Consider the following 13,681-nt stretch of genomic DNA (forward strand, 5'->3'; position numbering starts at 1 on the left):
TGCTGCTTATGCCCCTGCCGGATAAGCATACTAATTATAATAGGCGTCGAACACCTGCTTTGCGACATTGACTGCTTTGGCCGAACCGTCTGAAGCTTCTATGATAACGCTGATCACAAGATCCGGATTGTCTACATTCGTCATGCCGATGAACCAGGAATGGTCTTTTTCTTTGTCCGAGCTGTATTCCGCCGTCCCTGTCTTTCCGGCTGCCGTGTAGCCCTGTCCGCTCAGAACGGCTGCCGTTCCGTACTGTACCACATCCGTCATATATTCCTTCAGCTTCGACGCTTCCCCAGCGGTCATCAGCGTCCCTGCCTTCTCCGGTTTGTTTTCATCCACGACAGTCCCTGAATAATTGGTGACTGCTTCTACCAGATAAGGTTTCATGAGGGTGCCTCCGTTGGCTATCGCAGAAGTGATCAGAGCCATATGATACGGACTCACCTGCGTCTGCCCCTGTCCCATTGCTGTCATCATCTTCTCTCCGTCGGAAGCACCTTTCTTCAGTGTAAATCTGCTCTCGCTGTACGGCAGATCGGAAGGGAGCTTGGAGTCAAAGAGAAGCTCTTTCGCGGTAGCTCTGAATCTGCCTACGTCCAGTGACAGTCCGATGTTGGAAAATGACGCGTTGCAGGAATACGCGATGGAATCTGCAAAGTCCACCTGCCCGTGCACATGATTATTAAAACAGTGGATCGTGAGTCCCCCGTGTTCTATGGCACCGGTACAGTTGTAACTGTAATTCGAATAATCAGAGTGTTCCCTCATATATTCAAGGGCAGTCACTACTTTAAACGTCGATCCCGGGGCATACTGTCCCTGGGTCGCACGGTTCAGCAGCACGCTGTCTTCACTGGAGTTCAAGGATCCCCAGTTGTCCGCTACCGAGTTAGGGTCAAAATCCGGCTTGGACACCATGGCTAGAATCTTTCCCGTACTCGGCTCTATTGCCACGACCGCTCCCTTATAGCTTCCGAGCGCATCGTACGCAGCCTCCTGCAGCCCCGCGTCCAGCGTCGTGACTACATTGTCTCCCATATTCTTCTTGTCCTGGAATTCATTTTTCAGCTTTTCCAGGAAAAATGCATTTGAAGTAAGAAGTTCAAAATTCTCTAACGATTCCAGCCCGGATTTGCCCTGTACGCTGTAGCCGACCACATGGGCGAACATGCTTCCATACGGATACTCCCTCGTCTCGCTGCCGTCTTCCGCCACATTCGTCTGTGCAAGCACATTACCGTTCCTATCCAGAATCTTGCCACGGACCACCCGCTTGGCATAGGAATCCTGTCTTGCATTATATGGGCTGCGTATGATATCCCTGCTCTTCACTACATTGAAATATGCGATATATCCCATCAGAACAAGGAACAGACCTACGAATACATAGGTGACTCTAGCGAACTCTTTGTTTCGGGCGCGCTTTGCCTTTTTCCGGCGCTTGTCTGCCTTGTTGGCCTCTTTGCGGTCTTTGCGGGACATCTGTCGTTTTTCTTCGCTTCTTTTTAACTTCTTGTCCGCTTCTCTTTGCTCGTAGCCTTTCCTTTTTCTTTCTTTCAATATCTTCTTCCTCGTCTTCTCTTAATATATATAGGCCCTGGATGATAGCAAACATGATCATCGTGCTAAGTAAGGAGCTGCCCCCGTAGCTGACCAGCGGGAGCGTGACACCTGTAGACGGAATGAACTTCGTCACGCCTCCGATGGTCAGGAATACCTGGAATATGTAGCACGTCCCAAGTCCAAGGGCTACCAGCTTATAAAACATGCTGTGAAGCTGCATCGCTATATTCAGAAACATCACGTAGCAGCTGACGCAGATCAGGATAATGCAGAGGGCAAATATAAGCCCCATCTCTTCTGATATGACGGAAAAGATAAAATCCGAATCGGCAACCGGAATCATATCCGGCTCGCCCTGGCATAAGCCGAGCCCGAACCAGCTTCCCGTGCCGATGGCGAACAGCGACTGCGCCACCTGGTATCCGCCATTGTCGTAAGCCGCAAAAGGATCCCTCCAGACGACGACACGTGTCCGCACATGGTTAAACAGATAATATGCGCCCACCGATGCGACGCTTCCGGCCCCAAGCCCCGCCAGTATATAAAGGGGCTGCCTCGTCGCCACATATAGCATGACGAGATATACGATAAATATGATAAGCGCCGCTCCCAGGTCTTTGGAAACGACAAGTATAAGCACATGGAACGCGGCCAGTGCCGTAGTGATGACGATATTCTTAAATTCCAACGACATCTTGAAGCTGGATGCCACGAAAAACACGAATATGATCTTGACCAGTTCTGACGGCTGTATATTGATTCCCGCTATCGTAAAGCCCAGTTTGGCTCCGTACGATACCTGTCCGACGACTGCCACGATACCGAGGGATACGATGCCCGCTATGGCATAGATCTTCCTCCACTCTGCCAGCTTCTTGAACTTCCGTATGATTACCGGAACAGCCAGGCTGATTGCAATCGCTCCCGCCGCGATGACGAACTGCTTCATCGCGTTTGTATAATTAAGCCTCGTAAGCATTATGAGCCCGATGCTGAGCAGCATGCACAGGTTATTGACGACAAGGCGCGACACTTTCGGATACAGGATAGTATAAAGCAGTATCGTCGCGCCAAACAGCACCACCTGCATCAGATAAAAAGCCAGCAGCTTGATGTCTTCCGTCTCCAGATACATTACGAGAAAAGCAATAATATGGATCATATACATGAGTACGTTCTGTCTGCGCAGCATGCTCTTCTTCCTGTCCGGATCCTGATAGCCAAATATGCTGAAGCAGAGATACGTATACATGGTTATGAGTATGATCATCAGATATTTGGACAGCTCAAAAATAATATTTACCACAACTTCACCTACTTCACTCCCCGTTTGAAATGTCCTTTTGTGAAATCCATTTCCGGAGTTCTAATATCTTTCCCTCTAACGAAGGCATCTGTATACAGCCCCGTTATCCTCCGCGTCTCCTGTGCATCTTCTGTCGTAAAGTCAAGGCGCAGGGCCGAAGGTGCAAGAGCTTTCACCTCTTCCCGCTGGTTCAGCAGGACAAGCGGCAAAGCGTTATAAATTATATTATAACAGTATGCACAGCAATTTTTAACCGCGAATTTCTTCTGGTATCTGTCGCTGATATAGGACAGGCCGTCCGTGCCGGAACACCGGTCCGCCGTCTTCTGTATGCAGCCGGCGGTTACCATCACAGGCTGATAGCCGTACGCGACGAAGGTACCGTCGCAGATGCCAAGCGTTTCAAGCTCCTTTGCATTCAGTTCCGCCGGAGCCGTATAAGAATCGACGCGCGTCCTGCTCAGAAATTGTTTCGCATACCGGTTGAATACATAAATGTTGGAATCGGATATCACCTTTTTGGGATACAGCTTCTTTTCCAGCCATCTTAAGCTTTCCCAGTTACGGATCAGCACCCCGTCGAACAGATCCCGGATGACAGGATATCGGCTCTTAAATAATGCAGCCGTATCCTCCCGGAAGATGTAGGGCAGAGCCACATACATGTCCTTCCCTGCAGCCTGTCCGCGGCGTACGAGCCTGCATATGGACTCGCCCGTCCCGTCAATCAGCAGGGAGCTGTCGGCATAGATGGCTTTGATCCCTTCCGCCTCGACTGCCGTCTCAAGCTGCATCTCATCCAGGACGGACACCGTGATGTCTATCGGGCCTCTGCCGCCATCTGCCTTAAGCGTTCCAACCGCAGGGGGCTCTTCCTGAGGCCGGAGCGCTTCTGCCTTCCTGCGGTACGGCTTCAGCAGCGCTTCTTCAAGCAGGCGTATGCCGTCTCTCCTCAGTTCATTTAATGCCTGCATCGGAAGAAATATGCTTCCATCCATATGAAGCGCAAGCCTGTCAAATGAAAACTGCGTCCCGCCGGTCTTTCTCATCTGCTTATCTACCCGCTCTGCGCTGAGCGGCTGCTTTAACGCATGTTCGACTGCCGCCCCTTCGCAGGCAGCTGTATGACCATTATATTCAAGCTCCAGTTTAGCACGTTTTCCTTCGGAAAGTATTAATTTCCCATTAATTTTTTCTTTTAATCCGTACGCAGGACACGATGTGCCGCCTTCCACGCCTTCCAGCCTGGAGTATGAAATCATATCCCTTCCATTGTGCCTCTCATAATACCCGTTACAGTATCCCCGCCTTCTGTAAGCCGCATACAGCCGTTCTCTGTCCCCATCGTCAACAGCATACCGCTCTTGGCCCCTTTCATAATATAGGTCCGTGTATTTCCGGTACATGCTGACTACCGTATACACATAATCCGGCTGCTTCATTCGGCCTTCTATCTTAAAGGAATCGATTCCGGCCCCGGCAAGTTCCGGTATCATATCTATCGTGCACAAATCCTTGAGGCTCATCAGATCCGCCGGTCTCCTGCCGTGGACGCTGTAAGGCAGCCGGCATGGCTGCGCACATTGCCCTCTGTTGCCGCTTCTGCCTCCGAGCAGGCTGCTGAGGAGGCATTGTCCCGAGTAGCAGTAACAGAGCGCCCCGTGTACGAAGCACTCTACTTCCATGCCGGTCTCCTGCTTTATCTTCCTTATCTCCGCAAGAGACAGCTCCCGGGCCGGGACGACACGCGACACGCCCCGCTCCTTCATAAGTGCGGCACCCGGCGCTCCGGTAATTGTCATCTGCGTGCTTGCATGGAGGGGAAGACCTGGAAAATACGCCCTGATATACTCTGCCACTCCGATATCCTGCACGATGACCCCGTCAAGCCCCTGCCTGTAATACGGATACAGATAACGGTACAGATCGTCTATCTCCGAATCCTTCAGCAGGGTATTCACCGTCAGGTAAATTTTTCTTCCGTGTATATGCACATGATCGATGGCCTGAAGAAGCTCTTCTTCCTCCGGATTATCTGCATATGCCCGTGCCCCGAAACGGGGACCTCCCATATACACCGCATCTGCACCGGCGGCAACTGCGGCATTCAGGCTGCCCACCGATCCGGCGGGAGCCAGTATTTCCACTTTATTATTCATTGATATGCGCCCTTTAAAAAAGGCTGTCCGCCGACAGCCTATTTCTTGTGATTATTTTTCATTTCCGTCTCCAGCTGGACGATTTTCATCTGAAGCTCCTTGTTCTCCTCTTTCAGCTTGTCCATCGTCTTTTCTGCATTTTCCAGCTTGATCTGGACTGAAATCAGTTCATGTTTCAAATCGTACATCTCTTTGTCTTTTGCTTCGATATCGCTTTCCAGCGTACCGCCTTGCTTCTTAGCCTTAAAATAATCGTCGGCTATGTTAAGGGCCAGCAGGACGCTTCTTGTCTCCGCACTCTGTTTACGGTACCCCTCGCTGCTGCTGCACTCCTCGATCTTATGATTCAGATAGGTGGAAACCTTCTGCAGATACTCCTCACTCTCGAAGCCGCTCAAAGTAAACACCTTGCCCCCTATTAAAACTTCCGTAAAATTTTTAGATGATGCCATAGAAGCCTCCTCTGCCTTTCATTCATACTCTGGTAATATTATAAACTAATCTCTCACAAAAACCAACTATTTTTCGTTATTTTCCCTCGAAATTCCAAGATGTCGGTAAGCCGCCTCTGTGACGACCCTTCCTCTCGGCGTCCTCTGGATAAATCCGTTTTTCAGCAGATATGGTTCGTAGACATCTTCTATCGTACCGGCATCTTCCCCGACTGCCGCAGCCAGAGTATCAAGTCCTACGGGCCCTCCTTGGAATTTGTCTATCACTGTGAGAAGGAGCCCCCGGTCCGTCTGGTCCAGCCCTTCCTTGTCCACATCGAGCAGATCAAGTGCGTAGTTAGCCACTTCTTCCGTAATATATCCGTCATATTTTACCTGTGCAAAGTCCCGCACCCTCTTAAGCAGCCGGTTGGCCAGCCTCGGTGTGCCGCGCGAGCGCCTTGCCAGCGCATATGCTCCCTTTTCGTCTATGCCGACGTCCAGCACCTGTGCCGAACGAAGTATGATCGTCTTCAGTTCATCCACCGTATAGAATTCCAGCCGGTTGACCACCCCGAACCGGTCCCTGAGAGGCGCCGTCAGCATACCTGCACGGGTCGTCGCGCCGACCAGGGTGAACTTCGGCAGATCAAGACGTATCGACCGGGCCGTGGCTCCCTTGCCAATCATAATATCTATCGCATAGTCTTCCATAGCCGGATACAGCACTTCCTCCACCTGCCTGTTCAGCCTGTGGATCTCATCTACAAAGAGCACGTCGCCCTCCTGGAGGTTGTTGAGTATCGCCGCCATCTCACCCGGCTTTTCAATCGCCGGACCTGACGTTATCTTCATATTCACATCCATCTCGTTGGCGATGATACCTGCAAGCGTCGTCTTTCCAAGTCCGGGCGGCCCGTAGAACAGCACATGATCCAGCGATTCCCCTCTCTCCTTAGCTGCCTCGATATATATCTTCAGCGTTTCTTTTGCTTTTTCCTGCCCGATATAATCTGTAAGCAGCTGCGGACGCAGATTATTCTCTATCTTGATATCTTCTTCCAGATTCTCTGTGGTGATTATTCTCCTGCTCATGATTCTCCCCTTATGCTAATACATCATATGCTTCAACGCACCCTTCAGCACTTCTCCTACTTCCATATCCTCCGTAATATCTACCTGTTTTACCGCTTTGAGCGATTCTGTGCTGCCATACCCGAGCGCCACAAGCGCCTGTACCGCCTCGCTCTGTACTTCATTCGCCCCGCCTGCAGCGTAAGCCGCGGGCTGGCTGTCCTCATGGGCCGCGTGTTCCAGAACGTCCTCGATGCTCAGCTTGTCCTTCAGTTCCAGGATGAGCTTCTCCGCTGTCTTCTTTCCGATTCCGGGAGCTGCCTGTATCGCTTTGACGTCATTGGATATCACCGCAAATCTCAAATCGTCCGGAGACAGGGCCGACAATATGCCAAGCCCGCCCTTTGGTCCGATGCCGTTGACGCCGATGAGAAGCCTGAATATATCCAGATCATCCTTTGTCAGGAATCCGAACAGCTGCATCGCGTCCTCCTTGACATTCAGATAGGTATGTATCTTCACTTCCTGCCCTGCCGCGGGAAGCAGGCCCATCGCCTGTCCTGGCATATAGATCCCGTATCCCACTCCGCCTACATCCACGATAACCTTATCCGCCTCGACAGCGGCAAGTTCTCCTCTTATATATGATATCATAGCTCCTCCTAGAAATTGATATTGACAAGCCTCTTCAGCATCCCATCCGCCGCGATTCCGATCAGCAGTCCTGTGGCAAGCCCTGCGATGAGCAGCACAGGCACATAGTATATGACGCTGAACGTCTCCACCACGACCATGGCTATGGCGAGCTGTCCGATATTGTGGCATACGCCGCCCGCAATACTGATTCCAAGAATGCTGAAACCGCCTCTCTTCCTGAGCAGGGCCATGACGGTCAGGCTCAGGAGCCCTCCGGCGAGGCTGTATATGATGCTGAAATAGTTTCCAAAAATAAATCCTGAAAGCACGACTCTCACGACAGACAAGAGATAAGTCTCCTTCAGGCTCATCTTATATAATGCAATTACGATAATCAGATTGGCCAGTCCCAGTTTGACTCCCGGAATGCCTATATGAAATGGAATCAGCGTCTCCACATAGCTGAAAATGAGAGCCAGCGCAGTAAAGACACCGAAATAAGCCACCCTGTTCTTCACCCCGGTATCCTCCTAATTGGTCACAGCGTCAAATTCACTTTCTTCGCTGCTCTCTACCTCGACTACAACTTTGTTCGGGAGGCAGATGATGTTCTCATGATTCATAGAAACCGCTTTCTGATGCACGCAGAGCTGATCCGGACAATCGGCGCTTATCATGCTCGCTTTGCCATTCTTGATCTGAAGTATGTTCGTCCCGCCGTTGATGCTCACTTCCCTGTCCTCGGACAGGCTGTATATCCCTTCAATCTCCCCATTCACCTTCACCGTGACACAATTGGCCCCTTTGCCTCCCACGACCTGATGAAGCAGAAAAGCGCCTCCGGCGACACATACGATAATAAGTATAAGGATCCAGTCTTTTTTCTTCAACTTCATTTCCAAAATACCTGCCTTTTCTCTCTAAAACTATTCTAGCACAAGAAATCCCACCCCGCAACCACATGTTCGATTGCATAAGTCTTTATTTTATTGTATCCTTATGTGAGTACAGCAAACAGCAAGAAAGCTGCTTGCAGACAATGAAGGATGTTCTATATAATAATAATTAGAAATAAGTATAAATATGAGGTGTTTTATGAAATATAAGAAATTTGTCTCTCTCATCACTGCAGCCATGCTGCTTGCGACCGGCTGTTCCGGTCTTCCGAAAGAGCGGGAACGCCAGACCTATACCGATACGCTATTTGACACAGTTATCTCTGTCCAGGTCCTGGATTCTGTGGACGAAGACGTACTGAAGGGCTGTGAGACGCTCTGCAGGAAATATGACGCCATGTTCTCCCGCACCAACGAGGACAGCGACATCTCCCGCATCAATCGGGCCGGAGGCTCTCCTGTGGAAGTGTCCGACGAGACAGTGAAGCTCATTAAAAAAGGAATCTATTACAGCGAGATGTCCGGCGGCGCTTTCGATATCACGATCGCACCTGTCGAAAACCTGTGGGACTTCCAGGCAGAGGAAGCGTCTCCTCCGTCACCGGAAGATGCAGCCGCGGCGGCCAGCCATGTCAGCTTTAAGAACATTGTCATAACAGACAATAAGGTCTCTCTGTCCGACCCTGGTGCCGGCATCGATCTAGGAGCTGTCGCAAAGGGATATATTGCAGACCGCCTGAAAGATTACCTCGAAAAGCAAGGTGTAAAGCATGCCCTCATCAATCTGGGCGGGAACGTGCTCACCATAGGAACGAAGCTGGACGGTACGGATTATAATATCGGCATACAGAAGCCGTTCGACGAAAGCGGCAGCCCTGTTACTTCTGTCAAGATTGCAGACCAGTCCGTCGTCACGTCAGGCATCTACCAGCGGTATTTTAAGAAGGACGGCAAGATATACCATCACATACTGGATCCCCGGACCGGTTACCCGTGCGACAATAATCTGTACAGTGTCACGATCATAACCGATTCATCCCTGACCGCCGATGCCCTGAGCACCACATGCTTCCTGCTCGGCTATGACAGAGGCATGAAGCTCATCGACCAGCTTGACAATGTGGATGCCGTATTTATCACAGATGACAACGAGATACACTATTCCAGCAACTTCCAAAAATAAGACGAAGCAGAAGGGCCGGTATCCACGTAGACATGTACGCAAGATCCCGGCCCGCTTTATGCCCATATTTTCATTCGTTTCCGGCCTGCCAGGATGCGTCTGTCCGAGATGAAGCCTCCTCAGCCGCCTCTTCTAGTAATACCTGTATGAACCGATAGCTGCCACTCCAAATATGACGATGAAGATAATTGCAAGGATGATTGCGATGCCCATGATTATCAGGTACGCACGGCAGTAGTTCCTCCTGTTGATATTACCGTTCTTTCCAAAAGCCCATACAAAGTAGAGGATGATTCCTACGCAGGGGATGAATGTCATAATCAGAATGGTAAGCAGCCAGTCACCCATGGTCATCGGGCTCTGGTCCATGCCCGTGCCGTAGTTCGTATTGTAGCCTTCATTGTTACCGACGTTATAATTATAATTGTCCTGATAGCTGCTCTGGCTATAGCTGCCGCCATATCCTGCATTTGGATCCGTGTATGTATACTGCGCGCTCTTCTGTTCCGTATCCTGCCCTGCGGCACTCTCATCATTCCGGGCGCCCGTTTCTTCCTTCGTATTCTCAGGGGTGTTGTCTAAGTTGTTATCCATTGTAATGTCCTCCTCACTCATATTATCAATATTTTATCATGGAGGTTCTATAAATGCAAGAAGAGCCGGCCCCTGGCCGAAGGATTGCTCCTTCGCACAGGGAACCGGCTCTTCTTGCCGTATCACGTAGGCATATGCCGTATCGTGCCATGATACTTACAGAATAATCTTCTTTGGACATTTTGCCGCGCAGGCGCCGCAGTTCGTACATTTCTCAGGATCTATGTATGCGATGTTGTCTACAACCTTGACGGCGTCAAACTGGCATACCTTCTCACACATCTTGCATCCGATACAGCCGACGGAACAAGCTTTCATGACATCCTTGCCCTTATCTTTCGAGCTGCACTGTACAAGATGCTTCTGCTCATATGGAACAAGCTCGATCAGATGCTTCGGACAGGCAGCGATACACTTGCCGCAGGCTTTACAAGCCTCCTTGTCTACGACGGCTATGCCGTCTACGACATGGATTGCGTCAAAAGGACACGCCTTCACACAGCTTCCCTCGCCAAGGCATCCATAATTACAAGACTTCGGTCCGCCATTCTGCATCATGTTCACCATAACACAGTCATTGATGCCGTGATACTCGTAATCCTGCTTTGTCTTCTCGCACGTACCGGCACATTTTACAAACGCGACCTGATGTACCTGCTCTCCTGCTTCCTGCCCCATGATCTCGCCAATCTTGGCGGCAACAGGAGCTCCGCCCACAGGGCAGCCGCCAATTTCAGCCTCTCCCTTTACAATGGCCGCAGCCAGGCCCGAACAGCCTGCGTAGCCGCAGCCGCCGCAGTTATTACCAGGAAGGACTTCCATGATGGCTTCCTCACGTTCGTCTACTTCAACTGCAAATTTCTTTCCTGCAATCCCAAGGAACACACCAATGAACAATCCGGTGCCGCCTACGATTACAGCAGCCATAATAATACCTGTTACACTCATCGTTAGCTCCCTCCTATATTAGTCCGGAGAATCCGAAAAACGCAATTGCCATAAGGCTTGCCGTAATCAATACGATCGGAGTTCCCTGGAAAGATTCTGACACGTCATTATACTCGATTTTCTCACGGATACCTGCCATGATTACAATTGCAAGTGCAAAGCCTGCGGAGGTTCCGATTCCATTGATTACACCTTGTAAGATAGAGTACTCTTTCTGTACGTTAGTAAGCGCAACACCAAGAACCGCACAGTTCGTCGTAATAAGCGGAAGATATACGCCGAGCGCCTGATACAGCGATGGCATGGACTTCTTGAGAAACATCTCGACAAACTGCACCAGACAGGCAATCACAAGGATAAACACGATGGTCTGAAGATAAACGAGCTTGCCGCCCATAATCGCTTCGTTAGCAAGAATAAACTTGTATATCAGGCTTGTTACGAAGGAAGCAATCGTGATAACAAAGATAACTGCCCCGCCCATTCCGGCTGCGGTCTCCACTTTCTTGGATACGCCGAGGAAAGGACAGATTCCCAAAAACTGGCTGAGTACAACGTTATTAACGAGCGCAGAACCAATTGCTATGATAAGTAATTCTCTCATGATCTATGTACTCCTCCTATTCTTTCTCATTTCCTGTCGGAAATACTTTACCGCCGCATGCGCTGTTTGTGCAGGATGCGCAGCCTTCTCCGCAGGATGCTGTCTCTACTGGTTTCTTACCCTTCCTGGCCGCGTTCCTCTTCACCTTGTTCTGAAGAGCCGTCAGGCCCGCAAGCACGAGGAAAGCTCCCGGTGCAAGGATGAAGATCGTAACCGGTACATAACCGGCTTTCCCTGTCGCACTGTCTGCAAGCGGAAGCAGCTGGAACCCAAATGCTTTGCCGGAACCGATTATTTCACGTACGACGCCGATGGCGGCAAGACCTACCGTAAATCCAAGGCCCATGCCGATACCGTCAAAGATGGACGGAATGACAGGATTCTTGGAAGCATAGCTCTCTGCACGGCCAAGGATGATACAGTTGACCACGATCAGAGGTATATAGATGCCAAGCGCGTCATACAGGCTTGGAACGAATCCCTCGAGCAGGAACTGTACAATCGTAACGAATGACGCTACGACTACGATAAATGCCGGCATTCTGACAGAATCCGGTATAATCTTGCGCAGCATGGATATCAACATATTGGAGAGTACAAGTACGACCGTCGTTGACAGGCCCATACCTACACCGTTTATTGCGGATGTTGTCACCGCCAGGGTTGGACACATACCTAACATCAGGACGAAGGTAGGATTTTCTTTGACCAAACCGTTAAATAATCTTTCGGTACATCTATTCATCTCTCACTACCTCCTTAAAATGCATTCTGGTAATAGCCGAGAGCAGCGTTGACAGCTCCGGTTACCGCTCTTGATGTTATAGTTGCTCCACTTAATGCATCGATAGGTTCTCCGTCTCCGCCATCCTTGGAAACGACGAATTTGTCTGTCTGCTTTCCTTCATACTGCTTATAGAACACAGGCTCCGTCGCTTTCATTCCCAGGCCCGCGGTCTCGCTGATAGAAAGGATCGATATTCCGCTTACAGTCCCGTCGCTTGTGATGCCGACCGTTATCTTAATATCGCCGCCGTAACCTTCCTTGTCTGTCGCTGTGACGATATATCCGGCTTCTCCGCCCTTGACTGTACAGACTTCATCAATCGTAGCCTTCACGCCCAGGTCTTTGATAGCCTTGTCAGCCGCTTTCGCATCTACATCTATCTCCTCGAAGTCACTGGATGACGCTTCCGGAAATACTTCCTGCCATGCCTCTTTTTTCGCTGCATCCTGAGCCTGCGCAATCGGCTCTTTTGTAATCTCATATACGAAGCCAAGGCCGATTCCCGAAACAAGGGTTATTAACGTAAGGATAATTGCATTTTTAACAATTTTATTCATTATTTTTCTCCTCCTTTACCGAACGGTTTTGGAAGAGTAACCTTCTCAATCAACGGAACAAAAAGGTTACTGATGATAATTGCATAGGAAACGCCCTCTGCCGAGCCGCCGAACAGACGGAACAGCCCGGTCAGTATTCCGAGCAGGGCGCCATATACGATCTGGCCTCTCTTCGTGATAGGTGACGTGACATAATCGGTCGCCATGAACCACGCGCCGAGCATGAGGCCGCCTCCGCACAGGTGGGCAGTAATGTACTGCACATCAAAGAATCCGACATTTGCATTGCTGAATTGTCCAAAGATTCCGATAAAGATCACGAAGGTGACAATATATGTACCGGGAATGCGAAGGTCGATTGCTCCGATCAGTATCAGGAAGATAGCACCGATTATGATGGCTATCACGGAAGTCTCACCTATCGTTCCGGGAATCGTACCGACAAGCATTTCCATGGAATCGACAGACTGGCCGTTCTTCAGCATCGCCAGCGGTGTCGGACCCGTCACGCCGTCATAGATGAATGTAGTCATCTGGCCGGTAAAAGATATCAGCAGGAAACATCTTGCTCCAAGCGCAGGGTTCATAAAGTTCTGTCCGAGCCCTCCGAAGAGCTGCTTTACTACCAGGATGCCGAACACGCTTCCGAGCGCTCCCATCCACCATGGAGCGGACGCAGGCATGTTCAGCCCGAGCAGAAGCCCGGTTACGACAGCGCTGAAGTCATTGATCGTAACCTTCCTGTGCATTAGCTTTTCGTAAATGTACTCTGTCAGGACCGCCGACACCGTCGTGCTCAAAAGCATGATAAACGCAGGCAGCCCGAAGTTCCATACGCCGAACGCTGACGCAGGCAGCAGAGCGATTGTCACACACAGCATAATATTGGCTGAAGTGACTTTGGAACGTATGTGTGGTGAAGATGACATTTTTATATTGT

The 13,681-nt window shown here is 50.3% G+C and carries 15 protein-coding genes; 1 reads left to right on the top strand and 14 read right to left on the bottom strand.

Going from position 1 to position 13,681, the window contains the following annotated elements:
- Nucleotides 1–30 precede the first annotated feature (30 nt).
- The 8 genes from E1963_RS06360 to E1963_RS06395 all read right to left on the bottom strand — a co-directional run bounded on the left by E1963_RS06360 (nt 31) and on the right by E1963_RS06395 (nt 8,068).
- A complete protein-coding gene (locus tag E1963_RS06360) occupies nt 31–1,362 on the bottom strand; it encodes a peptidoglycan D,D-transpeptidase FtsI family protein (protein WP_132276657.1) in 1,332 nt (443 codons plus the stop codon).
- A 37-nt stretch (nt 1,363–1,399) separates the two neighbouring features.
- Complete coding sequence (locus E1963_RS06365; RefSeq protein ID WP_132276393.1) at nt 1,400–2,872, bottom strand: FtsW/RodA/SpoVE family cell cycle protein; 1,473 nt, start codon at nt 2,870–2,872, stop codon at nt 1,400–1,402.
- Nucleotides 2,873–2,880: 8 nt separating this feature from the next.
- Complete coding sequence (locus E1963_RS06370; RefSeq protein WP_132276395.1) at nt 2,881–5,031, bottom strand: peptidase U32 family protein; 2,151 nt, start codon at nt 5,029–5,031, stop codon at nt 2,881–2,883.
- 38 nt (nt 5,032–5,069) lie between these two features.
- Nucleotides 5,070–5,483, bottom strand: a complete 414-nt coding sequence (locus E1963_RS06375; RefSeq protein ID WP_006441481.1) for a cell division protein ZapA — start codon at nt 5,481–5,483, stop codon at nt 5,070–5,072.
- A 66-nt stretch (nt 5,484–5,549) separates the two neighbouring features.
- Nucleotides 5,550–6,557: a Holliday junction branch migration DNA helicase RuvB gene (gene ruvB, locus E1963_RS06380; protein ID WP_132276397.1), complete on the bottom strand. Its 1,008-nt coding sequence runs from the start codon at nt 6,555–6,557 to the stop codon at nt 5,550–5,552.
- A gap of 15 nt (nt 6,558–6,572) precedes the next feature.
- Nucleotides 6,573–7,190, bottom strand: coding sequence for a Holliday junction branch migration protein RuvA (ruvA, locus tag E1963_RS06385; RefSeq protein ID WP_132276399.1), 618 nt, complete (start codon nt 7,188–7,190; stop codon nt 6,573–6,575).
- 8 nt (nt 7,191–7,198) lie between these two features.
- Nucleotides 7,199–7,690 carry a Gx transporter family protein gene (locus tag E1963_RS06390; protein ID WP_066576488.1) on the bottom strand — a complete coding sequence of 164 codons (492 nt, stop codon included), beginning with the start codon at nt 7,688–7,690 and terminating at the stop codon, nt 7,199–7,201.
- 12 nt (nt 7,691–7,702) lie between these two features.
- Nucleotides 7,703–8,068 (bottom strand): NusG domain II-containing protein, encoded by a 366-nt coding sequence (locus tag E1963_RS06395; protein ID WP_201272003.1) that lies wholly within the window; start codon nt 8,066–8,068, stop codon nt 7,703–7,705.
- 199 nt (nt 8,069–8,267) lie between these two features.
- Between E1963_RS06395 and E1963_RS06400 the strand changes: the two genes are divergently transcribed.
- Nucleotides 8,268–9,251 (top strand): FAD:protein FMN transferase, encoded by a 984-nt coding sequence (locus tag E1963_RS06400; RefSeq protein ID WP_132276403.1) that lies wholly within the window; start codon nt 8,268–8,270, stop codon nt 9,249–9,251.
- A gap of 132 nt (nt 9,252–9,383) precedes the next feature.
- On the opposite strand, the gene E1963_RS20120 is transcribed toward E1963_RS06400, so the two are convergent.
- The 6 genes from E1963_RS20120 to E1963_RS06430 form a co-directional block, all read right to left on the bottom strand.
- A complete protein-coding gene (locus E1963_RS20120) occupies nt 9,384–9,845 on the bottom strand; it encodes a hypothetical protein (RefSeq protein WP_243117609.1) in 462 nt (153 codons plus the stop codon).
- Nucleotides 9,846–10,001: 156 nt separating this feature from the next.
- Complete coding sequence (locus E1963_RS06410) at nt 10,002–10,793, bottom strand: RnfABCDGE type electron transport complex subunit B (RefSeq protein WP_132276405.1); 792 nt, start codon at nt 10,791–10,793, stop codon at nt 10,002–10,004.
- Nucleotides 10,794–10,806: 13 nt separating this feature from the next.
- Complete coding sequence (locus E1963_RS06415; protein ID WP_066576496.1) at nt 10,807–11,397, bottom strand: electron transport complex protein RnfA; 591 nt, start codon at nt 11,395–11,397, stop codon at nt 10,807–10,809.
- Nucleotides 11,398–11,413: 16 nt separating this feature from the next.
- Entirely contained in the window at nt 11,414–12,142 is a 729-nt protein-coding gene (gene rsxE, locus E1963_RS06420; protein ID WP_066576499.1) for an electron transport complex subunit RsxE, read from the bottom strand.
- Nucleotides 12,143–12,156: 14 nt separating this feature from the next.
- Nucleotides 12,157–12,741, bottom strand: a complete 585-nt coding sequence (locus E1963_RS06425) for an RnfABCDGE type electron transport complex subunit G (RefSeq protein ID WP_132276407.1) — start codon at nt 12,739–12,741, stop codon at nt 12,157–12,159.
- A complete protein-coding gene (locus E1963_RS06430; RefSeq protein WP_201272006.1) occupies nt 12,741–13,670 on the bottom strand; it encodes an RnfABCDGE type electron transport complex subunit D in 930 nt (309 codons plus the stop codon). The genes E1963_RS06425 and E1963_RS06430 overlap by 1 nt, the downstream gene beginning before the upstream one ends.
- Nucleotides 13,671–13,681 lie beyond the last annotated feature (11 nt).

Origin of the sequence: Extibacter muris (assembly GCF_004345005.1) — a bacterium.
Taxonomy (GTDB): domain Bacteria; phylum Bacillota; class Clostridia; order Lachnospirales; family Lachnospiraceae; genus Extibacter; species Extibacter muris.

What these genes read in the sequence shown, in the direction of transcription:
- E1963_RS06360 (WP_132276657.1), bottom strand. Translation starts at nt 1,362, where the DNA reads ATGGGATATATCGCATATTTCAATGTAGTGAAGAGCAGGGATATCATA.
- E1963_RS06370 (WP_132276395.1), bottom strand. Translation starts at nt 5,031, where the DNA reads ATGAATAATAAAGTGGAAATACTGGCTCCCGCCGGATCGGTGGGCAGC.
- E1963_RS06375 (WP_006441481.1), bottom strand. Translation starts at nt 5,483, where the DNA reads ATGGCATCATCTAAAAATTTTACGGAAGTTTTAATAGGGGGCAAGGTG.
- ruvB (WP_132276397.1), bottom strand. Translation starts at nt 6,557, where the DNA reads ATGAGCAGGAGAATAATCACCACAGAGAATCTGGAAGAAGATATCAAG.
- ruvA (WP_132276399.1), bottom strand. Translation starts at nt 7,190, where the DNA reads ATGATATCATATATAAGAGGAGAACTTGCCGCTGTCGAGGCGGATAAG.
- E1963_RS06395 (WP_201272003.1), bottom strand. Translation starts at nt 8,068, where the DNA reads ATGAAGTTGAAGAAAAAAGACTGGATCCTTATACTTATTATCGTATGT.
- E1963_RS06400 (WP_132276403.1), top strand. Translation starts at nt 8,268, where the DNA reads ATGAAATATAAGAAATTTGTCTCTCTCATCACTGCAGCCATGCTGCTT.
- E1963_RS20120 (WP_243117609.1), bottom strand. Translation starts at nt 9,845, where the DNA reads ATGGATAACAACTTAGACAACACCCCTGAGAATACGAAGGAAGAAACG.
- E1963_RS06410 (WP_132276405.1), bottom strand. Translation starts at nt 10,793, where the DNA reads ATGAGTGTAACAGGTATTATTATGGCTGCTGTAATCGTAGGCGGCACC.
- E1963_RS06415 (WP_066576496.1), bottom strand. Translation starts at nt 11,397, where the DNA reads ATGAGAGAATTACTTATCATAGCAATTGGTTCTGCGCTCGTTAATAAC.
- rsxE (WP_066576499.1), bottom strand. Translation starts at nt 12,142, where the DNA reads ATGAATAGATGTACCGAAAGATTATTTAACGGTTTGGTCAAAGAAAAT.
- E1963_RS06425 (WP_132276407.1), bottom strand. Translation starts at nt 12,741, where the DNA reads ATGAATAAAATTGTTAAAAATGCAATTATCCTTACGTTAATAACCCTT.
- E1963_RS06430 (WP_201272006.1), bottom strand. Translation starts at nt 13,670, where the DNA reads ATGTCATCTTCACCACACATACGTTCCAAAGTCACTTCAGCCAATATT.